This window comes from Rhizobium sp. T1470 (assembly GCF_042140505.1).
Classification (GTDB): domain Bacteria; phylum Pseudomonadota; class Alphaproteobacteria; order Rhizobiales; family Rhizobiaceae; genus Rhizobium; species Rhizobium favelukesii.
The window spans coordinates 364,202-383,373 of the sequence record NZ_CP148091.1; the positions used below are offsets into that span (position 1 = coordinate 364,202).

At 59.2% G+C, this 19,172-nt stretch carries 21 protein-coding genes, 1 tRNA gene and 2 pseudogenes; 11 read left to right on the forward strand and 13 right to left on the reverse strand.

All coding sequences use genetic code 11. The annotated features are described in order from the left end of the window. Positions 1 to 17: 17 nt before the first annotated feature. From WGT02_RS01760 to WGT02_RS01780, 5 genes and pseudogenes are all read left to right on the forward strand, one after another. Positions 18 to 344, forward strand: a pseudogene (locus tag WGT02_RS01760) (methyltransferase); the annotation flags it as partial. 73 nt (positions 345 to 417) lie between these two features. Beyond that, positions 418 to 876: a transposase gene (locus WGT02_RS01765; RefSeq protein WP_208245161.1), complete on the forward strand. Its 459-nt coding sequence runs from the start codon at positions 418 to 420 to the stop codon at positions 874 to 876. Beyond that, the gene (tnpB, locus tag WGT02_RS01770) at positions 857 to 1,210 is read left to right on the forward strand and encodes an IS66 family insertion sequence element accessory protein TnpB (protein ID WP_208245162.1); all 354 of its coding nucleotides are present in this window, start codon (positions 857 to 859) and stop codon (positions 1,208 to 1,210) included. Before WGT02_RS01765 ends, tnpB begins: the two co-directional genes overlap by 20 nt. Positions 1,211 to 1,264: 54 nt before the next feature. Beyond that, positions 1,265 to 2,836, forward strand: a complete 1,572-nt coding sequence (locus WGT02_RS01775; RefSeq protein WP_208245164.1) for an IS66 family transposase — start codon at positions 1,265 to 1,267, stop codon at positions 2,834 to 2,836. 73 nt (positions 2,837 to 2,909) lie between these two features. Next, positions 2,910 to 3,614: pseudogene (locus tag WGT02_RS01780) on the forward strand (class I SAM-dependent methyltransferase); the annotation flags it as partial. Positions 3,615 to 3,664: 50 nt separating this feature from the next. Here WGT02_RS01780 and WGT02_RS01785 read toward each other — a convergent pair. The 4 genes from WGT02_RS01785 to fabA form a co-directional block, all read right to left on the reverse strand. Continuing rightward, positions 3,665 to 4,978, reverse strand: a complete 1,314-nt coding sequence (locus WGT02_RS01785; RefSeq protein WP_197901944.1) for an IS4 family transposase — start codon at positions 4,976 to 4,978, stop codon at positions 3,665 to 3,667. An 83-nt stretch (positions 4,979 to 5,061) separates the two neighbouring features. After that, positions 5,062 to 5,868 (reverse strand): enoyl-ACP reductase FabI, encoded by an 807-nt coding sequence (gene fabI / locus WGT02_RS01790; RefSeq protein ID WP_024313346.1) that lies wholly within the window; start codon positions 5,866 to 5,868, stop codon positions 5,062 to 5,064. A 1-nt stretch (position 5,869) separates the two neighbouring features. Continuing rightward, the gene (fabB, locus tag WGT02_RS01795; protein ID WP_024313347.1) at positions 5,870 to 7,096 is read right to left on the reverse strand and encodes a beta-ketoacyl-ACP synthase I; all 1,227 of its coding nucleotides are present in this window, start codon (positions 7,094 to 7,096) and stop codon (positions 5,870 to 5,872) included. Between the two features lie 59 nt (positions 7,097 to 7,155). Then, the gene (fabA, locus tag WGT02_RS01800; RefSeq protein ID WP_024313348.1) at positions 7,156 to 7,671 is read right to left on the reverse strand and encodes a 3-hydroxyacyl-[acyl-carrier-protein] dehydratase FabA; all 516 of its coding nucleotides are present in this window, start codon (positions 7,669 to 7,671) and stop codon (positions 7,156 to 7,158) included. Positions 7,672 to 7,974: 303 nt separating this feature from the next. Here fabA and irrA point away from each other — a divergent pair, with 303 nt between their 5' ends. Then, positions 7,975 to 8,394 carry an iron response transcriptional regulator IrrA gene (gene irrA, locus WGT02_RS01805; RefSeq protein ID WP_024313349.1) on the forward strand — a complete coding sequence of 140 codons (420 nt, stop codon included), beginning with the start codon at positions 7,975 to 7,977 and terminating at the stop codon, positions 8,392 to 8,394. 2 nt (positions 8,395 to 8,396) lie between these two features. On the opposite strand, the gene WGT02_RS01810 is transcribed toward irrA, so the two are convergent. Next, on the reverse strand, positions 8,397 to 9,032 hold the full coding sequence (locus tag WGT02_RS01810; protein ID WP_208249342.1) for a trimeric intracellular cation channel family protein: 636 nt from the start codon (positions 9,030 to 9,032) through the stop codon (positions 8,397 to 8,399). Between the two features lie 125 nt (positions 9,033 to 9,157). Between WGT02_RS01810 and WGT02_RS01815 the strand changes: the two genes are divergently transcribed. Continuing rightward, complete coding sequence (locus WGT02_RS01815) at positions 9,158 to 9,640, forward strand: hypothetical protein (RefSeq protein WP_024313351.1); 483 nt, start codon at positions 9,158 to 9,160, stop codon at positions 9,638 to 9,640. Between the two features lie 5 nt (positions 9,641 to 9,645). Here the strand turns inward: WGT02_RS01815 and WGT02_RS01820 are convergent, their stop codons facing one another. The 3 genes from WGT02_RS01820 to WGT02_RS01830 all read right to left on the reverse strand — a co-directional run bounded on the left by WGT02_RS01820 (position 9,646) and on the right by WGT02_RS01830 (position 11,612). Next, positions 9,646 to 10,431 (reverse strand): YdcF family protein, encoded by a 786-nt coding sequence (locus WGT02_RS01820; RefSeq protein ID WP_208249340.1) that lies wholly within the window; start codon positions 10,429 to 10,431, stop codon positions 9,646 to 9,648. Between the two features lie 64 nt (positions 10,432 to 10,495). After that, complete coding sequence (locus WGT02_RS01825; protein ID WP_024313353.1) at positions 10,496 to 11,206, reverse strand: YoaK family protein; 711 nt, start codon at positions 11,204 to 11,206, stop codon at positions 10,496 to 10,498. 106 nt (positions 11,207 to 11,312) lie between these two features. Continuing rightward, a complete protein-coding gene (locus WGT02_RS01830) occupies positions 11,313 to 11,612 on the reverse strand; it encodes a hypothetical protein (RefSeq protein ID WP_024313354.1) in 300 nt (99 codons plus the stop codon). Between the two features lie 445 nt (positions 11,613 to 12,057). On the opposite strand from WGT02_RS01830, the gene WGT02_RS01835 reads away from it, so the two are divergent. Then, on the forward strand, positions 12,058 to 12,246 hold the full coding sequence (locus WGT02_RS01835; protein ID WP_141652536.1) for a hypothetical protein: 189 nt from the start codon (positions 12,058 to 12,060) through the stop codon (positions 12,244 to 12,246). A 112-nt stretch (positions 12,247 to 12,358) separates the two neighbouring features. On the opposite strand, the gene WGT02_RS01840 is transcribed toward WGT02_RS01835, so the two are convergent. From WGT02_RS01840 to WGT02_RS01855, 4 genes are all read right to left on the reverse strand, one after another. Next, positions 12,359 to 12,799 carry a GNAT family N-acetyltransferase gene (locus WGT02_RS01840; RefSeq protein WP_225039781.1) on the reverse strand — a complete coding sequence of 147 codons (441 nt, stop codon included), beginning with the start codon at positions 12,797 to 12,799 and terminating at the stop codon, positions 12,359 to 12,361. Between the two features lie 75 nt (positions 12,800 to 12,874). After that, a complete protein-coding gene (locus WGT02_RS01845; protein ID WP_063828720.1) occupies positions 12,875 to 13,153 on the reverse strand; it encodes a DUF1778 domain-containing protein in 279 nt (92 codons plus the stop codon). A gap of 315 nt (positions 13,154 to 13,468) precedes the next feature. Further along, positions 13,469 to 13,544 (reverse strand) — tRNA-Ala (locus WGT02_RS01850). Between the two features lie 148 nt (positions 13,545 to 13,692). Then, entirely contained in the window at positions 13,693 to 14,082 is a 390-nt protein-coding gene (locus tag WGT02_RS01855) for a TIGR02300 family protein (protein ID WP_024313358.1), read from the reverse strand. 239 nt (positions 14,083 to 14,321) lie between these two features. Here WGT02_RS01855 and WGT02_RS01860 point away from each other — a divergent pair, with 239 nt between their 5' ends. The 3 genes from WGT02_RS01860 to rpsA all read left to right on the forward strand — a co-directional run bounded on the left by WGT02_RS01860 (position 14,322) and on the right by rpsA (position 17,490). Continuing rightward, on the forward strand, positions 14,322 to 14,963 hold the full coding sequence (locus WGT02_RS01860; protein WP_208249338.1) for an FMN-binding negative transcriptional regulator: 642 nt from the start codon (positions 14,322 to 14,324) through the stop codon (positions 14,961 to 14,963). Positions 14,964 to 14,971: 8 nt separating this feature from the next. After that, the gene (gene cmk / locus WGT02_RS01865) at positions 14,972 to 15,619 is read left to right on the forward strand and encodes a (d)CMP kinase (RefSeq protein ID WP_024313360.1); all 648 of its coding nucleotides are present in this window, start codon (positions 14,972 to 14,974) and stop codon (positions 15,617 to 15,619) included. A 167-nt stretch (positions 15,620 to 15,786) separates the two neighbouring features. After that, positions 15,787 to 17,490 carry a 30S ribosomal protein S1 gene (gene rpsA / locus WGT02_RS01870; RefSeq protein ID WP_007798943.1) on the forward strand — a complete coding sequence of 568 codons (1,704 nt, stop codon included), beginning with the start codon at positions 15,787 to 15,789 and terminating at the stop codon, positions 17,488 to 17,490. A 90-nt stretch (positions 17,491 to 17,580) separates the two neighbouring features. Here the strand turns inward: rpsA and WGT02_RS01875 are convergent, their stop codons facing one another. Continuing rightward, positions 17,581 to 19,119 carry a hypothetical protein gene (locus WGT02_RS01875; protein ID WP_208249337.1) on the reverse strand — a complete coding sequence of 513 codons (1,539 nt, stop codon included), beginning with the start codon at positions 19,117 to 19,119 and terminating at the stop codon, positions 17,581 to 17,583. Between the last annotated feature and the right edge of the window lie 53 nt (positions 19,120 to 19,172).

Genomic DNA, 19,172 nt, shown 5'->3' on the forward strand with positions numbered 1-19,172 from the left:
GAGAATGAGACGAGACCATGAGCCGCGAAACCTTGAAGACCCTGTTCCATCCCTTTGCAAGCGGCACCGTCGAAGCGCCCGGCGAGGGCGAGCGCGTGCTCTTCCTTGGCGCCGAGGCAGGCTTTGCCGTGCCGGAGGGCTTTGCCGCCTCGCTAAGCGCCGTACAGGGCTTCCGGCCGCTGTACCGGCAGCTTCTCTCCCAGCGCATCGAAACCAACCCTGAGATCGAAGGCGTGGACTACGATGCCGCGCTGGTCCTCTGCAACAAGCACAAGGGCGAGAACGAGGCCAACATCGCTGCGGCACTTGAGCGCGTGAAGGCAGGCGGCTTGATCGTAAGCGCTCATTTCCATGCGCCTTTTCGCGTTGAGTTCTCTGCCGCATGAAGTGTCCACTTGAAATAGGTGGACACCAAATATGAATGACGAAGAGCAGAAGCTGCGTGTGCGGTTGGTGGGGCGTGATGGTCGGCGGCGCTATGATCCAGGATCAAAGGCGCGGCTTGTTACGGCTTGCCTCCAGCCTGGTGTTTCTATATCAGGCCTTGCGCTTGGCCATGGGGTCAATGCCAACCTTCTACGCAAGTGGGTCAAGGAGGCCAGGGAGGCTGGCTTGTCGGCGGTATCTGCAAGCTCGCCGTTTATCCCGGTCGTCGCAGCAGACGGCAGCCTGCCTGTCGGGATGCGCTCGCTGGATATACCGGTCGCGTATGGTGAAGAACAACCGGCATCACTGGAGAAGACGGCCCATCTGTCAGGTTTTTCCAAAATCAGCGCGTTGCTGCCGAACGGCGTGAAGCTTTCGCTGGAATGCGGTGATGTGGATGCGTTGACGGCGATCATCGGAGCTCTGGGTCATGTTCAGACTGGGCGCTGATATCAAGGTTTACCTGCACCGCGAGCCGATCGACTTCCGGGCCGGTATCAACAGCCTTGCGGTCCTGGTGCAGGAGGTGATGGAGCTCGATCCGTTTGCGCCTGCGGTCTTTGCCTTTTGCAATCGCCGCCGTGACCGGATGAAGCTCCTGTTCTTCGATCGGTCCGGTTTTGTGATGGTGCTGAAGCGATTGTCGGAAGACCGGTTCCGATGGCCACGTCGGGAGATGATGGTGGTAACGCTGACGACCGAGCAATTACACTGGATTCTCGACGGCATTGATATCGACGCGATGGTCCGCCATCCGGTTCGGCAATACCAGATCGCCGGCTGACAGTTCTCGACGTCTGCGGTTGACGGGGCGAAACGGTTCAGATTCAAGAATCTGATGATCCGACCCGGCGAACCCACTGTTGAGGAGTTGATGGCGCGCATTGCGGCGCTGCAGGCGGAGAACCGTCAGCTCACGGAACGCGTGGTCAAGCTCGAGGAAGAACTGGTGTTGGCGCGGCTTCATCGTTTTGCGCCGAAAAGCGAAAAGCACGTGGACCGCCTCTTCGATGAAGCCGAGCAGGTTGCCGATGAAGACGACGCCGGCGGAGACAATGGGGAGGTCGTCGACCTGCCGGACACGGGCTTTGCGGCGATCGAGAAGCCAGAGGGCAAGAAACGTGGCCGCAAGCCCCTGCCGGAACATCTGCCGCGCGAGCGCGTCGAATATGACCTTGCCGACGACCAGAAGGCCTGTCCTTGCTGCCGTCACCAGATGCATCGCATGGGCGAGGCCGTCACCGAGCAGCTCCACATCGAGGTGAAGGCCAAGGTCCTGCAGAATGTGCGGCTCAAGTATGCCTGCCGCCATTGCGATCGCACCGGGATCAACACGCCTGTTGTCCTTGCGCCAATGCCCGCGCAGCCCTTGCCGGGCAGCATCGCCACGGCCTCGACGCTGGCATTTGCTCTTGTTCACAAATATGTCGATGGCACGCCGCTCTACCGCCTGGCCCAGGCCTTCGAGCGCGCCGGCGTTCCCGTCAGCCGCGGTGCTCTGGGCCATTGGGTGATCGGTTCGAGCGAGAGGCATCTCTCCCGCATCTATGACGCGCTGAAATCGCGGCTCAGGTCTCAAGCCATCATCCATGGCGACGAGACGACGGTCCAGGTGCTGAAGGAAAAGGACAGGGAGGCCACCAGCACATCATTCATGTGGGCGTATCGGAGTGGAGAGGACAGCGACGAGCCGATCGTGCTGCTCGATTATCAACCCGGCCGCGGCCAGATTTATCCGCAGGCCTTCCTCGGCGATTACCACGGCATCCTGATGAGCGATGGCTATTCCGCCTGGCGCACGCTGGCAGGGGCCACCCATCTGGGATGCATGGCGCATTCCAGGCGTCGCTTCGTCGATGCCCTCAAGGCAAGAAAGAAAGGCGGCGGTCCGCCGGAGCAGGCGCTGAAATTCTTCGAGCAGATCTACCGGATTGAAAGCCAGGCGCGCAACGCAAAGCCTGACAAGGGCGAAACGCAAGCCGATTGCATTCGCCGTTTCCGCCAGCAACACAGTGTCCCCATCCTGAATGCTCTCAAGGTATGGCTCAACGACATCGCCCCGAAGGTCTTGCCCGACAGCAAGATCGGCGATGCCGTGTCCTATACCCTAAATCAGTGGGACTACCTGACGCGCTACACAGAAGACGCCAGGATGCCGATCGACAACAACCTACTCGAGCGCGATATCAGAATTTTTGCCACTGGCAGAAAATCCTGGCTGTTCAGCGACACCGTGGACGGAGCGAGGGCCAGTGCCGTCGTCTACAGCCTAATGCTGACCTGCCGAGCTTGCGGCATCGAACCCTTGGCCTACTTGCGCCACGTGCTTACCGAACTGCCGCAGCGCGCAACAGATTCCGACATCACTGATTTGCTGCCCTTCAACTTCGCCAAAACTACCGCTGCCTGATCCGATAGGGCCGTCACAAAGCGACCCACGTCAAATGGGCCACGTCAACGCGCATGGAAATGAGCGCTTACGCTTGATCGTCATCGCCGGCGGCAAGGAGGATGGCATCCAGTCGCTCCGCAAGCGCATGGAGGGCTTCGGCCTCGAGATCGAGCATATGCCGAAGTATCACGGCGTTGCGCTGTGGTTCGCACGGCCGGCCGATGTCAGCGAGATCGTTGCCAAGTTCGCCAAGCCATCCGTGCGCGTCGATGGCCGCTTCTTGGCCGCCGCCGGCATGTTCTCGCATGACCGCATCGATGACGGCTCGGAACTGCTCGCCTCGCGGCTGCCTGCGGATTTCACCGGCGATGTTGCCGATTTCGGCGCTGGCTGGGGCTATCTCTCCGTCGAACTGGCAGAGCGCTCGCCCGGTGTCGGCCGCCTCGACCTTTACGAGGCCAACCACGCGGCCCTGGAGGCAGCCAAGGCAAATCTGGCGGAGAACTGCCCTGATGTGCCTGCGCGCTTCTTCTGGGCCGATCTGGCGGGCGAGCCGGTCAAGGACAAGTACGACCTCGTCATCATGAATCCGCCCTTCCACGAAGGCCATGCGGCGGAACCGTCGCTCGGCCAGGCGATGATCAAGACTGCCGCCTCGGCGCTGCGCGGCGGCGGACGCCTGCTTCTCGTTGCCAATCGCGGATTGCCCTACGAGCCGGTGCTGGCTGCGAACTTCAAGGAAAGCGGCGAAACCTGCCGCAATGCCCGCTTCAAGGTGCTGTGGGCGAAGAAATAGAAAAGGCGGCCATCGGCCTAATGCAGTTCACTTAGGTTTGCTTACGGCTCTTATCGGGTATCTGGCAGGCAGTTTTTTGACGACACGGGGCATGATCGCCCCCGTTTTTCTGTCAGCAGCAAGTCTGCCAATCTGTTTCTCAATCTGGTGAGGTGGGCGGGGATTTTGCCGGGTGCTTCGATCGCCATCCATCCCCATTCGTGACGCAGGTAATGCAGGGCTGTGATAAAGCTTAGTCGGGTTGGCTCGACTTGGGCTTCGGTCGCGACCTCTGCCATTTCGAGCCGCACCAGATTGTAGGCCAGCAACGCGCCCCAGACCTCCTGATAGACAGTCTCCGGCGTGCCGCTTCGCAGGGTCAGTTCGCTACCGAGAAGCTCCTGCTTGAGTTCGCGATAACTTGTCTCGATGCGCCATCGCTCTTCATACTGATGGACGATTTCGCTTGCCGGATAAGTTTGTCTGTCCATCAGCGATGTCAACAATATGCGCTTTTTGCCATGGCTGGTGGTCGTCTCGATGGCCCTGACCTCCCAGAAGGCCGGCAAGTCCGGTTCTGCCTGCCGCGCCTGGGGCGAGACCTTCATGCGCACCCGATAATCGGTGGGGTGCGGATCCAGTCGTTCCCATGTGCTGTTGGCTTTGGCCGGAATCAGCCAGTGACGCTCATGTCCCTTCGTCTGCAATTGCAAGAGAAGGCTGGCACTGAAGAAGCCCTTGTCGAAGACCGTCAGCGAATGGTCCGGAACCCGGTCGAGCAGGCTTTTGGCATAGAGCATCTCGTTTGTGCCATAGGCTCCGAACACCGCATCACGCACCAGATGCGTCGCCAGCGCCGTCAGCGTCAGCAGCCGCAATTGCGGATAGCTTGCGACAACGCCAGACGCGTAGGCCTGCGCTCCAAAATGCGCCCGGTTCTCCGGGCTGTCGGACGTCCGCAGCGTGCTGCCGTCCACGGCATAACGACAAAGACCCCGCCAGGCACGCCCGGATTGGTGGCGTTCATCCCAGCATGATGCACTCATTGCAAACAACTGCGCCAACGGTGCCTGACCCAAGCGCTGCCGTGCCTGTGTCAACGCGCTCTTGGCAATATCCGCGTTGACCTCATCGGGCAAAACCAGATCAAGATGGGCCACCACCTCCGGGATCGACTGATGACGATAAAGGGCCAACGCAATCACCAGCCAGACGACCTGCTCGGCTGGCAGCTTGCGCTTGCGGATGCTCGCCTTGCCTGTCGTGGCGAGAGCCTGAGCGATCCAGTCCGGGTCGATCGCCTGCGAAAGAGCCGATAATTCGGCCGAATGTCCAAGGGTGCGTGACATCACAAACAAAAACAGGATGGGAAAACGAATCCCCATCCTGAACCATCAAACTTGCCCGCAGCTCACTAAGTGAACTGCATTAGGCCATCGGCCGCCTTTTTTGTCGCTTCAGTTGATGCTCACTCGACGTCTGCCCTGCGCAGCGCTTCGAGCGTCGGCATCGACGTGATGTTGAAACCGGCATCGACGAAATGGATTTCGCCGGTAACACCAGCGGCAAGGTCCGACAGGAGGTAAAGGGCGGAATTGCCCACCTGATCGATCGTCACCGTTTTGCGCAGCGGCGAGTTGCGCTGGTTCCAGGAGAGGATCGCGCGCGCATCGGAAATACCGGCACCGGCGAGGGTGCGGATCGGGCCTGCGGAGATCGCGTTGACGCGAACACCCTTGGGACCGTAATCCGCAGCCAGATACCGCACAGACGCCTCGAGAGCCGCCTTGGCGACGCCCATGACGTTGTAGTTCGGGATGACGCGCGTCGAACCGTTATAGGTCAGAGTCAGCATCGAGCCGCCTTCGTTCATCAGCGGCGCACAGCGCTTGGCGATCTCGGTGAAGGAGAAACAGGAGATAACCATCGTGCGGCTGAAGTTTTCGCGCGTGGTGTCGGCGTAGAGGCCCTTCAGCTCGTTCTTGTCCGAGAAGCCGATGGCGTGGACGACGAAGTCGAGCGCGCCCCAGCGCTCCTTGATGGCATCGACGGTGGTGTCGACAGATGCGATATCCTCGACATCGCACGGCAGGACGAAGTCGGAACCGACTTCTGCCGCCAGCGGCTTGACGCGCTTGCCGAGCGCGTCGCCCTGATAGGTGAAGGCGAGCTCAGCTCCCTGCGCTGCCAGTGCTTTCGAAATTCCCCAGGCGATGGAATGGTTGTTCGCGACGCCCATGATGAGGCCGCGCTTACCCTGCATGATTCCCGTCATATTATTGTCCGTTGTAGCGCTGGAAGACGAGCGTGGCGTTGGTGCCGCCGAAGCCGAAGGAGTTGGAAAGCGCGATATCGATCTTGGCGTCGTCGATGCGCTTACGAACGATCGGAACGCCGTCGAATTCGGGATCAAGCTCGGTGATATGTGCGCTTTCACCGATGAAGCCGGCTTGCATCATCAACAGGGAGTAGATCGATTCCTGCACGCCGGCGGCACCCAGCGAGTGGCCCGTCAGCGACTTGGTCGACTGGATGTGCGGGATCTTGTCGCCAAAGACTTCGCGGATCGCGCCGATTTCCTTGCTGTCGCCAACCGGGGTCGAGGTTCCGTGCGTGTTGACGTAGTCGACGTCGCCCTTGACGGTGGCAAGCGCCTGACGCATGCAGCGGATCGCGCCTTCGCCCGATGGTGCAACCATGTCGTAGCCGTCGGACGTCGCGCCGTAGCCGACGATTTCGGCATAGATCTTCGCGCCACGTGCCTTTGCGCGCTCAAGCTCTTCGAGAACGAGGACACCGGCGCCACCGGCGATCACGAAACCGTCGCGGCTGACGTCATAGGCACGCGAGGCCGTTGCCGGCGTGTCGTTGTATTTGGAAGACATGGCGCCCATGGCATCGAAGAGGTTCGACATCGTCCAGTCGAGGTCCTCGTGGCCGCCGGCGAACATGATGTCCTGCTTGCCCCACTGGATCATTTCCGCAGCATTGCCGATGCAGTGCGCCGAGGTTGAGCAGGCCGACGAGATTGAGTAGTTGACGCCGTGGATCTTGAACCAGGTGGCAAGCGTCGCCGATGCGGTCGAGGACATCGCCTTCGGCACGGCAAACGGGCCGATGCGCTTCGGGCTGTTGTTCTTGATGGTGATGTCGGCCGCTTCGATCAGCGTGCGCGTCGACGGGCCGCCGGAGCCCATGATGATGCCGGTGCGCTCGTTACTGCTGATGTCACTCTCTTCCAGACCGGAATCGGCAATCGCCTGCTTCATGGCGACATGGTTCCAGGCGCCGCCCTGCGACAGGAACCGCATGGCGCGACGATCGACCAGGTCGGTCGGATCCAGTGTCGGGCGCCCCCAGACTTGGCACTTGAAGCCGTGTTCTGCGAAATCGTTGGAAAAGGAAATGCCGGACTTGGCATCGCGCAGCGAGGCAGTGACCTCGGCGGCATCATTGCCGATCGAGGAAACAACGCCCAGACCCGTGACAACTACCCGTCTCATGTGTTTCGACCTTTTCGTTTTTTCTAACTTGGAAAGCCGGGCAAGCGTGCCCGGCGCAATCAGGCGGCCTTGTCCTTAGACAGTCCCACGCGCAGGTCGCTTGCCTGATAGATGACCTCGCCGTCGGCCTTGAGCCAGCCGTCGGCGGTGCCGAGTACGAGGCGGCCACGCATGACGCGCTTGAAATCGATGCCGTACTCAAGGAGCTTCGTCGTCGGACGAATCATGCCCTTGAACTTCACCTCGCCGGTCGAAAGGGCCATGCCGCGCCCCTGTTCACCCAGCCAACCCAGAAAGAAGCCAGTCAACTGCCACATGCCGTCGAGGCCAAGGCAGCCTGGCATGATTGGGTTGCCGGCGAAGTGGCAGGGAAAATACCAGTCGTCAGGCTTCACGTCATATTCCGCGCGAATGTAGCCCTTGTCGAAGCTGCCACCCGTTTCGGAAATGTCTGTAATGCGATGAACCATCAACATCGGCGGGAGGGGGAGCTGCGCATTGCCCTGGCCGAACAGTTCGCCGCGGCCGCAGGCCAGAATTTCCTCGTAGTTGAAGCTGGATTGTTTCGTCGCCATGAAAACTCTAATTCCCCCCGCAACTCTGCCGATGGATGTGAACGTTTAGTCCAAGTTCAGCGGAAAATGAAGCATAAGCATGACTGAGCTTCACCCACCTTCGGAGGACCGGCTGCGCGCCTTATTTGGTGGTCGCATACAGGAAGGCCAAGCCCCCGGCCAGCACTAATTGCGCCAAAAGCCCGATTTTGCGGCGCTTTCGCACTCTTTGTCCCCATTGAAACTATTGAAACGCTTTTGCGCAAAAGTTATATGGCTACTGAAACCTGATTACTTGACGCTAGATTAACCGGAGTTTGACGGATGGTGGCAGAGGCCCCGCTTACCATTGAGGTACGGCTGAGAAGCGCCGGCCTGCGTCCGACGCGCCAGCGTGTCGCGCTCGGCGACCTGCTCTTTGCCAAGGGCGATCGGCATCTGACCGTCGAGGAGCTCCACGAGGAGGCGGTGCAGGCGGGCGTGCCGGTGTCGCTGGCAACTGTCTACAACACGCTGCACCAGTTCACCGAAGCGGGCATGATCCGGGTTCTCGCGGTGGAAAGCGCCAAAACCTATTTCGACACCAACGTCTCCGACCACCACCACTTCTTCGTCGAAGGCGAAAATGACGTGCTGGATATTCCGGTCAGCAATCTGACCATCGGCAATCTGCCGGAGCCACCGGAAGGCCTGGAAATCGCGCATGTCGACGTGGTGATCCGCCTGCGCCCGAAGCGGCGCTGATTTCACATCACATCATCAGGGTGCCGGCCGGGCTTGGCTTTGTAAGTTGGAAAGGTCCAGCCAAAATACAGCGCGCCGCCGCGCACTGAGAATGCCGCGGTCACGCCGACCGCAGAGGCCGCATAAAGTGGCAGGTCGAGTGCGTGTGCAGCCGTAAATATGCCGCTGCCGACGAGTGCTGCCGTGATGTAGATTTCAGGCCGCAACAGCACAGACGGTTCATTTGCCAGGAGATCGCGCAGGATGCCGCCGAAGGTCGCCGTCAGTGTCCCGGTGACGATGCCGATCGTTGGCGATCCCGTGGCGGCGAGGCCCTTCGCCGCACCCATCACGCAATAGGCGGAGAGCCCGACGGCGTCCAGCCAGATCAGCAGGCGATAACGCGACTCGACAAGGTGGGCGGTAAAGAACACCAGGATGCCGACGGCGCAGCAGACGATGACGTAGGTGGGATTCAGAACCCAGAATACCGGCACGCGACCAAGGACAATGTCACGCACCGTGCCACCGCCGGTGCCGGTAACGATCGCAAAGAAGAGAAAGCCGATCAGGTCGAGCTGCTTGCGTGAGGCCGCGAGCGCTCCCGTTGCCGCAAAGAGCGCAACGCCGGCATAATCCACGTAGACGAACAGCGGCATGCAGTCCTCCAGAGCCGACACGTATCTTTGCGAAATATGAATCACGGCGGCAAGGGCGGCGCAAGGCGGATCACGCAAACTGTTCGGCCAACAGCGTCCTTATCCGACCAAAAGAGAAGCCCCTCGTGAAAACGCTCCTGATCGCTTTGAACATTGCCGCGCTGCTCGCCGCTCCCGTTGCGGCTTTTGCCCAGCAATCCCTTATCTCGGACCCGGAGATCTATGAGAAGAAGCACTTCCAGGAGCAGTGCACCAAGGCCGAATTCTCGGATGGCTTCGTCATCCGCCAGGATATCAACAATGACGGCCTGATCGATGCCGTCGTGAACGAGGGCGAGCTGACCTGCGACGGCGAGAAGGGCCCACAGTGCAATGACGACGGCTGCACCTACAATTTCTATCTGCAGGTCGCCGAAGGTGGCTACTTCATGATCGCGACCGCCCAGGTCTATGGCTACGACTTCGTGAAGCGCTTCGGCAACATGGTGCTGGCAATGAAAATGCATCCGCGCTTCTGTGATCGGCCGGATGCCGACAAGGGGAAGGAGCCCTGCATCGTCACAGCCCGTGTGCGCGGCACCAAGTTCGTGACGATCTCCAAGAAATAGCTCGTTCAGCCGGGATAGAGCTCTGAGGTACGGCCGGCAAGGTAGTAGCCGACAAGCCCGAACCATTCGCGGATTGCCGTCGCCAGGTTCTGCGAATTCCGGCTCGGTTGCGTGAAGTCGAGGCCAAGCCTCTCCCGCCCGTCGGTGCGGTAGTCTGTCGGCCATGGCATCACGTCGATACCAAGCTTGCGGAAGATGCCGACCGAGCGCGGCATATGATAGCCGGAGGTGATCAGCAGGCAGTTCGAAAGGCCTTGGCTCGCCAGAAGATCCTTGGTGTTCATGGCGTTTTCGAAGGTCGTCCGTGACGTCGTTTCTTCAACCAGGCGTTCCCTAGTGATGCCGAACATCGGGAAGAAACGCGCCGATATCACCGCGTCGCCTTCATAGATGCCGGAGATCGATCCATCGCCGCCTGAAATCAGGATTCGCGCCTGCGGATATTTCTGTGCCAGGCGCTGCGCCTCGACGAAGCGATCGGCGCCGGCATTGAGCTCTATACCATGGCGCGCGGTATTCACTTCATTCTCGAAAGCGCCGCCCAGCACGATCATGCACTGCAGGCTGGCCGGATCCTGCGGTTTTACAAACCGACCCTCCAGACCCTGCAGAAGGTAGTTGCCGACGGTCGTGTAGAGCGTGACGAACAGGATGAAGCCCGCAATCGCGGAGGAAGCGAGGCTTGTCGAGCGCCAGCGGACAAGGCCCGCCACCAAGGCAAGCACGACGAAAAGAAAAGCGAGCGACAAAGGTTGCCCGAACACCCAGACGAACTTTGAAAAGAGAAACAAGGATGCCTTCCTCCAGCGGTTTCCACGCGCCTCTATCTGAACCGGTGGGGCTTTATTGCGACCGTCACTTCATGCGCGTTGCCGAACGTGGCGCGGCGTTGAACCGGCGTTGCGTACGTTTCGGAATCAAGAGGGTAGCGAGCGCAACCAACATCGCAAAAACAGCAATCAGCCACAGCGCCGCTGCCCCCGCGATCTGTGTCAGCAGCGCCCCAACGATAGCTCCAGCCAGCATGCCGACCCAAGGCACGATCTGGATGGTCCAGTCCACTCGCCTGTCGCCGACGATCCAGCGTCCGAGACCGCGTCCGAAACGCGAGAGAGCTCCTGTCACATAAGTCAGTCCGATCGGTAACCCTTCGATCTGCTCTACCGCCGCGTTCACCATCCCCATCGAGGCAACGACGAGATAGAAACGCGGAATCGCCAGGCTCTCGCCCGCCATGAGGGAGGCCGTTGCGAGCACGATGCTGACGCATGAAAGCACAACAAACGTACGACGGTCGGCAAAATAACCGAGCACGATGCCGGCGGCATTTCCAAGCACGAAGACTACGATCGCCAAAAGAAGAATGGTTGCATGTCGCAGGTTGCCATCACCGAGTGACAAGGCAGCGCGCGTCGTGTTGCCCGTCATGAACGACACGAAGTCTCCTGTCAGTGCGAGGCCCGTCGCATCCGTCATACCAGCCAGAAAGGAGATCGCGCCGGCAAGGGTCAGGCCCGTTGCCGTTCTGCGCGTATGAATGATCCGCCGCCGTTTTTCTCGTGTCATTGAACCAAGGCTCCGCTCCGCCGGACAAGGCGGCATCGAAACCATAGCGGGTGTTGCTAAAGAATTGGCAAAGCAATGGGGCGCGAAGCGCTACGGAACCTGTTGTTCAGTTGACGGTGGCTGGCGATCTCGCGACATCCGGCGTGCTCAGCACATAGGTCTGCTCCATCAGGTCGCGATGGCGCTTCGGCCAAGCGAAGCCGGTGGGGGCCGGGAGGTAGGTCTTGGGAAGAAAAATGTCTTCGCTGTCTTTGCGATTCAGCATACCCACCAATTCATCGCCTTCCTCGGCGGTAACCATATCCATGACAAACCCGTCGAGCACGGCTTTTTGGCCGGTGACGTCGTCAAACACTGTCCAATAGATGTTGAGGTTCTTGTGCAGGCTATATCTCTGGGCTTCCATGGGAGAATCCTCCAGCTTACCGAAATCGCCAGGCTTCTGCGCAGAATTGGATGGTGGCGCAGTACCTTTGAACACCCTGATAGAAGACCATGATCGCTCCGCGAAATGAATCGCACAGACATATAGACAGCCTATCCATTCGGATAGGATCTGGTGGACCTTTGCCAGACGCGCATTCCGACACAGGCGTTTCAATGGAATATGACGAGGCGGTACTCGATGTTCGGAAGATTCTGCTGGCTTCTGGGAGATAGCCCACGAGATTGAGGCACTAAAGGAGCCCAGCCTAAGAGGCTTCGCCTTCGAGGCGAGGAAACGCGCCAGCGAGGATCTGGAACATCGGCACCTTTATACTGCTCTCGCTGACTCTGCCGTGGACCGTTTGGAGCTGCTGAAGAGGCAGAAGACAGGGAAGGGCATCTGGTATGCTGTCTTGGAGGTCATCATGACGCGCCCGGAGGGATTTTCGGAAACCATACAAGTCTTGCATGAGCGATGTGATGGACGAGACGCCGCGGTTGTAGTCACTCGAAAACTGCTGGTTCGCCACGCCGAGATATTCAACGACTACACTGATCTGGAAGTCAGCGTGATGACCGACTTAGAGTGGGAAGTGCGCGCCTTTCCGGAGTAAGGCCGCCGTTAGCTCGCCGATTGCTTGGGCTCCGATAATGTAGGTTTTCGGAAGTCAGAAACGTGCCCAGATCACCAACTAGGGATAGAAGGGGTGCGCCTTCTGCGTGGTGTTAGCCTGTGGCCTCGTACAAGGAAGCTGCAATGTCCTTAGTCGGCAGAATGAGACGCCGCTCCATGTTCTTCGTCTCCTGGAAGCCGAATTTTTTATAGAAAGTGACGGCATCATCATCGAGAGCGTGGATTATCACGGCGCGAAAAGCGGCTACTTGCGCGGCGGATACCACACTCATGAGCGCGTTTTTGAGGAGTGCTTTGCCAAGGCCCTTACCGTGATGATCGGCATCAACCGCAAGTCGGGCTAGAACGGCAATCGGAATCTCGGTGGGAGATTTAGACCCTTTCACCGATCGGGAAACATCGTTTCGGTGTATCATGCCTGCACAAACCGAATGGTAACCTACGACTTTGAAGTTTTCGTCCGCAATTACAAATGTACGGGTGTATCCCTGCTCCTGATTATGTAAGGCCATTTCCTTTAGCCACGAATCCAAGGAGGGCTTCCCCGACGAGAAGCCCTCAATGATGTGCTGATTTGTAATAGGGCAAGGCTTCCGATACGGCAAACGTCAGTCCATCCAATCTACTTTGGTCTGAAAAAGCTTGACCAAGTTGTCTCTGGCTACGCCTGGAGCGGCAAGCTGCTCACTTACAGCTTCAAACACGTCAGCGGAAACGCCTATGAATCGTTGATCTAGCAACTCTTCTTGCGCGGTATATACAGAGGCTTCGGTCATGAACGCAGTTATGCTCTTTCCACAAACCTCAGCAGCACGTGCAATTAGATCATGCGTTTCCGGTTCAATCCGAAGATTGACGGTTTTGGTTTTCCTAGGAGCGGACATCATACTTCTCCATCAATCGCACAGTTGATTTTGGTTTGTGCGACGTACTCGATGAATGTTCGAATACGACCGTGTGTAGTCAATGTAAATACGCTTCTATAATTTTCAATTACTGAAAAGGTTGCATTTCCGCTATTGCGCTGAATCCATTTCCGGATTTTTGTCGTTGCGTAGGTTGGTGCGCCGACCCTATGAGCGCAGAGGAGGATACTGATTTCAGAAATCAGCGCTCGTACTTCCCTGGTGCTTCCCCGGAACGAAGTCAATTTCGTCACGACCGAAGCCAATCAATATGAAATTGATTTTGCAGGGAAAATTTGGTGGAGCTAAGCGGGATCGAACCGCTGACCTCTTGCATGCCATGCAAGCGCTCTCCCAGCTGAGCTATAGCCCCATCAAGGCGGTCCGGCGTGGCCGGTCCTGGGATGCTTCGCGAAGGCTTGCCTCGCGGAGTGGCGGCTTATTACTTCCGGTTTTTGGAGATAGCAAGCCAAAAAGATCGGCCCGGCGAAATTTTCTCGTCCGGGCCGAGACTTATCGGATCAGACTTCGTCTTCGTCGCCGGTGACGCCGATGATATCGCTCATGTCGTCATCGTCGTCGTCTTCGTCGGCTTCGAGGAAGGTGTCGTCGTCATCATCGCCTTCGATTTCGACGTCGTCATCGCCCATATCTGGAATGTCGTCGCCAGATGCGCCCTCATCAGCGTCCTCGAGCGAAACCAGTTCGACTTCCGTGGTTTCGGTATCGACTTCCGCCACTTCCTCTTCATCCTGGACTTCAGCCGCTGCGGCAGCAGAGGTTTCCTCGAAGAAGGAGAGGGGATAGGACTTGCCGGTGTAAGGAGAAACAATCGGATCCCGGTTCAGGTCGTAGAACTTCTTGCCGGTTTCCGGGTCGGTACGCTTCGTTCCAAGTTCAGCTTTCGCCACTGTAAGCCTCGTGAGAATGGCCGAATCACGATTCGGCAAATGCCGTGAAAACCGGCGTGCTATTCGGAATTTATAAGCCGGTCCCCATAATCGTTGCAGCACTGCATGTCAAAGCCAAACTTCATGAATCGCTCATGCGCGCCGGATGACCGGCGCCGCCATTTGTGGTAGTGAGCCGGCGATTGTTCATTTGCAGGGCAGATCGGCGTGCGGCCGGCTGCCGGAATGGGTGTCAGACAATGTACCAGCCGCCGCATTTTCGTGAGGAAGACTTAGGTGTTCAGCACGCCTTGATCCGGGCGCATCCGCTCGGCTTGCTGATCACGGCGGGCGCAACGGGCCTGATGGCCAATTCGGTTCCCTTCCATCTGGATGCCGCTACATCCGAGAAGGGGATCTTGCGTCTTCACCTCGCCAAGGCCAATCCGCAGTGGCGCGATATCGAGGCGGGCGCCGATGTGCTTGCCGTCTTCCAGGGCGCCGATGCCTATATTACGCCGTCCTGGTACCAGACGAAGCAGGAGACCGGCAAAGTCGTGCCGACCTGGAATTACGCCATCGTGCAGGTGAGGGGCAAGGCGCGCGTCATCGACGATGCCGCCTGGCTGCTAGCGCAGATCAACGCAATCACCACGCAACAGGAAGGACCGCGTGACAGGCCCTGGGCGGTCGGCGACGCGCCGGATGATTTCATTCGCGCGCAGCTGAAAGGCATCATCGGCGTGGAAATCGAGATTGCCGCGATCGAAGGCAAGTGGAAGGTAAGCCAGAACCGACCGGTTGCCGATCGCGAGGGGGTTGCTGCCGGTCTCGGCGAAGGGGCCGGTCAGGCCGATATGGTCGATCTCGTTCGTCGCTACGGCGGGCTGACGGAGAAATGAACGGACAGATGACCTCTAGACACTTTACGATCGCCATCGATGGGCCGGCCGCTGCAGGCAAGGGTACACTCTCGCGCCGCATAGCGGAGACCTACGATTTCCATCATCTCGATACGGGCCTTACCTACCGCGCCACGGCAAAGGCATTGCTTGACGCCGGCCTGACGCTCGACGACGAGGCGGTGGCGGAAAAGATGGCTCGCGAGGTTGAACTGGCCGGTCTCGATCGCGATATACTCTCGAAGCACGAGATCGGCGAGGCGGCCTCGAAGATCGCGGTGATGCCTGCGGTGCGGCGTGCACTGGTGGAGGCACAGCGGCGATTCTCGAAAAAGGCGCCCGGAACGGTGCTGGACGGCCGTGATATCGGTACCGTCGTGTGCCCGGCGGCACCGGTGAAGCTCTATGTGACGGCAAGTCCCGAGGTTCGGGCGAAGCGCCGCTACGACGAGATAAGAGGCAAGGGAGGCATTGCCGATTTCGATGCCATTTTCGAAGACGTCAAGCGTCGCGACGAACGCGACATGGGGCGGGCCGACAGCCCTTTGAAACCAGCGGAAGACGCGCACTTGCTTGATACGTCGGAAATGAGTATAGAGGCGGCGTTTCAAGCTGCGAAATCGATCATCGATGCAGCTTTGAGCCGAAATACCTGAATTCGAGCGGCTTGCCCAAGCTCTGCCTGGGTCGCCTATGAAGACTAAGCCTGAAATTCCGTCCAAGCGCCGGATTGCCTCCAGACAGGAGGCGGACTGGGTTCAGGCCCGTTCAACACGAACCAACCGGCGCACACGTATCCGGATTCGGATATGCAGGAGATTACATGTCAGTAGCTACTCCCTCTCGCGAAGATTTCGCGGCTCTTCTCGAAGAGTCCTTTGCCAAGCACGACCTGGCTGAAGGCTATGTCACCAAGGGCATCGTAACGGCAATCGAGAAGGATTCTGCCGTTGTCGACGTCGGCCTCAAGGTCGAAGGTCGCATCCTACTCAAGGAATTCGGCGCCAAGGCCAAGGACGGCTCGCTCAAGGTCGGCGACGAAGTCGAAGTTTACGTTGAGCGCATCGAAAACGCTCTCGGCGAAGCTGTTCTGTCGCGCGAGAAGGCTCGCCGCGAAGAAAGCTGGATCAAGCTCGAAGCCAAGTTCGAAGCTGGTGAGCGCGTTGAAGGCGTCATCTTCAACCAGGTCAAGGGCGGCTTCACGGTCGACCTCGACGGCGCGATCGCCTTCCTGCCGCGTTCGCAGGTCGACATCCGTCCGATCCGCGACGTTACCCCGTTGATGCACAACCCGCAGCCCTTCGAAATCCTCAAGATGGACAAGCGCCGCGGCAACATCGTCGTATCGCGTCGTACGGTCCTGGAAGAATCCCGTGCCGAGCAGCGTTCTGAAATCGTTCAGAACCTCGAAGAAGGCCAGGTTGTTGACGGCGTCGTCAAGAACATCACCGATTACGGTGCGTTCGTTGACCTCGGCGGCATCGACGGCCTGCTGCACGTCACCGACATGGCATGGCGCCGTGTGAACCATCCGTCGGAAATCCTGTCCATTGGCCAGCAGGTCAAGGTTCAGATCATCCGCATCAACCAGGAAACCCACCGCATCTCGCTCGGCATGAAGCAGCTCGAGTCGGATCCGTGGGATGGCATCCAGGCCAAGTATCCGGAAGGCAAGAAGATTTCCGGTACCGTCACGAACATCACCGACTACGGTGCGTTCGTCGAGCTGGAGCCGGGTATCGAAGGCCTGATCCACATCTCGGAAATGTCCTGGACCAAGAAGAACGTTCACCCCGGCAAGATCCTGTCCACGAGCCAGGAAGTCGAAGTCGTCGTTCTCGAAGTCGATCCGTCCAAGCGTCGTATTTCGCTCGGCCTCAAGCAGACGCTGGAAAATCCGTGGGCAGCCTTCGCTCGCAATCATCCGGCTGGCACTGAAGTCGAAGGCGAAGTCAAGAACAAGACCGAATTCGGCCTGTTCATCGGCCTTGACGGCGACGTTGACGGCATGGTGCACCTCTCCGACCTCGACTGGAACCGTCCAGGCGAACAGGTCATCGAAGAGTTCAACAAGGGCGACGTCGTCAAGGCTGTCGTTCTCGATGTTGATGTCGAAAAGGAGCGCATCTCGCTCGGCATCAAGCAGCTCGGCAAGGATGCTGTCGGCGAAGCAGCAGCTTCCGGTGACCTGCGCAAGAATGCAGTCGTTTCCTGCGAAGTCATCGCAGTCAACGACGGCGGCATCGAAGTGAAGCTCGTCGACCACGAAGACATCACTTCGTTCATCCGCCGCGCAGACCTGTCGCGCGATCGCGACGAACAGCGTCCGGAACGCTTCTCGGTTGGCCAGGTTGTCGACGCTCGCGTCACCAACTTCTCCAAGAAGGACCGCAAGATCATGCTGTCCATCAAGGCTCTGGAAATCGCGGAAGAGAAGGAAGCTGTCGCTCAGTTCGGTTCGTCCGATTCCGGCGCTTCGCTCGGCGACATCCTCGGCGCGGCTCTGAAGAACCGCGGCGGCGAATAATCACTAGCCTCAGGCTTGAAGACGAAAAGAACCCGCCGGAGCGATCCGGCGGGTTCTTTGCTTTTGTGCTGGTGTTGTCGCGGTCTCTGGTTATTCCCAGTCGACCTTGCGCCGGTAGAGCGTATAGGCTTCGTCCATGCTCGCAGCCATTGGTAGGGCCGGTGCCGGACGGTGAGGCGGTGTCCCAGCCTTGATCTGGCTTTCCCGGGCGGCCATCGCGGCGGCTTCATCATCCGTGACGATATCGGCCTCGCTATCATTCGGGGGATCGCCTTGCTCGGCATCCTCCTCCGACGGCTCGCCGCCGTTGTGGTCTTCGCGATACATCTCACGGGCGCCGCTGTCGTCGGCCTCGTCCCTCGAGAATTCGTAGGGCTGCATCGCGTAAGGCACGCCCTCGACGATCTTCATGAGCACCGGTACATAGGTTTCATCGATCGCCTGCTGCACCATCAATGGCACCGGCACTGCCGGTGCAGAGTGTTTCTTCGCGGCGGTGGCGGCTGTTTCGGTCGCCGGTTGTTCTGCGACAAGTGGCGATTGATGCGCCACGCCATCCAGCGGCGCGTGCCGATCGGGGAGGGTGGCCAATTCCTCCGGGAGATCAGCAGGGACCGTCTCGCCGAGGATGATGTCGATTTCGACTGCGGGATCTGGATCGGCAGCCTCCAGCAACGCTTCCGTTTCCTGGTCCTGAATGATTGCAACGATCAGCCTTGTCGTGTCGTCCGAGAGTGAGGCTGGTATCGCCGGCCAGCTCTTCGGAATGATGGGATCGCCCTTGGACGCTGCCCGCGGTGTGTCCGCTTGTGCGGTTGCGTGCGCAAAATCCGCGGCTTCCTCGGGCGGTATGGCCTCTTGCAAATCCTGGCCGAACTCGGTGCGCGCCTCTTCAGGGGGCACCTCGACAGTCAAGTTCGCGATCGGCTCGTCAACGACTGCAGATTCTTTGATGAGTTGGACCTGCTCGCCGTCGGCATCGATATAGGCAGCTGCAACAAGTGATGCCGGCGGCCGTGGAGCTTCCGGTTCCTGCTTCGTCGTCAGAGGGCGTGCCGCTCCGGCGAGACTGTCGCGCTGGATGCTGATTTCAGTCCGCTGCTCCTGGCGTAGCGGAGAGGCGTCGTTCTGGCCGTAGGAGCGAACAACGGCGCGGGCTGCGAGATCGTGATCCTTGTAGCGGATGGTTTCGAGATAGGTGGCGATGCGGGCGGCTTCCGGTCCGTCCGGATTCCGAAGCGCGGCTGCGAGCAGGCGCACAGGAACCGCTTGGCCTTGCATCGCAAGCCGACGCTCGACTTGCTCTATCTTCGCCGGCGGCAACTTCTGAATTGCAGCGGCCAGCCGGGAGGCAAACGCAAGGGCAGTTTCGTCGTCCTCACGCCGGATTGAAAGCGCCTCGCCCGTGGCATTGAGTACATCGAGAAGGGCGTCGACCATGCGCGCCCGCACAGCCAGCAGGAGAATGTTGAGCTTGCCGGCAACGGCAGAATTGAGATCCGCGCCCTGAATCTGATGCACGGGAGCGACTGCACTGGCAGCACCCACGAGGCCGTCGGCGCTGACCGCCGCAGTCTGGCCCTGGGAGGAAAAGCTCGCATTTGACGCTGAACGAACCGGAGTCAACATGTCATGCTCCTTCTTTCGTAAAGTGTGGTGAAAGCAGGTTACAGGAGGGCCGC

Coding starts and splice junctions, on each gene's coding strand:
- WGT02_RS01765 (WP_208245161.1), top strand. CDS start 418: ATGAATGACGAAGAGCAGAAGCTGCGTGTGCGGTTGGTGGGGCGTGAT.
- tnpB (WP_208245162.1), top strand. CDS start 857: ATGTTCAGACTGGGCGCTGATATCAAGGTTTACCTGCACCGCGAGCCG.
- WGT02_RS01775 (WP_208245164.1), top strand. CDS start 1,265: ATGATCCGACCCGGCGAACCCACTGTTGAGGAGTTGATGGCGCGCATT.
- WGT02_RS01785 (WP_197901944.1), bottom strand. CDS start 4,978: ATGGGGATTCGTTTTCCCATCCTGTTTTTGTTTGTGATGTCACGCACC.
- fabI (WP_024313346.1), bottom strand. CDS start 5,868: ATGACGGGAATCATGCAGGGTAAGCGCGGCCTCATCATGGGCGTCGCG.
- fabB (WP_024313347.1), bottom strand. CDS start 7,096: ATGAGACGGGTAGTTGTCACGGGTCTGGGCGTTGTTTCCTCGATCGGC.
- fabA (WP_024313348.1), bottom strand. CDS start 7,671: ATGGCGACGAAACAATCCAGCTTCAACTACGAGGAAATTCTGGCCTGC.
- irrA (WP_024313349.1), top strand. CDS start 7,975: ATGGTGGCAGAGGCCCCGCTTACCATTGAGGTACGGCTGAGAAGCGCC.
- WGT02_RS01810 (WP_208249342.1), bottom strand. CDS start 9,032: ATGCCGCTGTTCGTCTACGTGGATTATGCCGGCGTTGCGCTCTTTGCG.
- WGT02_RS01825 (WP_024313353.1), bottom strand. CDS start 11,206: ATGACACGAGAAAAACGGCGGCGGATCATTCATACGCGCAGAACGGCA.
- WGT02_RS01830 (WP_024313354.1), bottom strand. CDS start 11,612: ATGGAAGCCCAGAGATATAGCCTGCACAAGAACCTCAACATCTATTGG.
- WGT02_RS01835 (WP_141652536.1), top strand. CDS start 12,058: ATGACGCGCCCGGAGGGATTTTCGGAAACCATACAAGTCTTGCATGAG.
- WGT02_RS01845 (WP_063828720.1), bottom strand. CDS start 13,153: ATGATGTCCGCTCCTAGGAAAACCAAAACCGTCAATCTTCGGATTGAA.
- WGT02_RS01860 (WP_208249338.1), top strand. CDS start 14,322: ATGTACCAGCCGCCGCATTTTCGTGAGGAAGACTTAGGTGTTCAGCAC.
- cmk (WP_024313360.1), top strand. CDS start 14,972: ATGACCTCTAGACACTTTACGATCGCCATCGATGGGCCGGCCGCTGCA.
- rpsA (WP_007798943.1), top strand. CDS start 15,787: ATGTCAGTAGCTACTCCCTCTCGCGAAGATTTCGCGGCTCTTCTCGAA.
- WGT02_RS01875 (WP_208249337.1), bottom strand. CDS start 19,119: ATGTTGACTCCGGTTCGTTCAGCGTCAAATGCGAGCTTTTCCTCCCAG.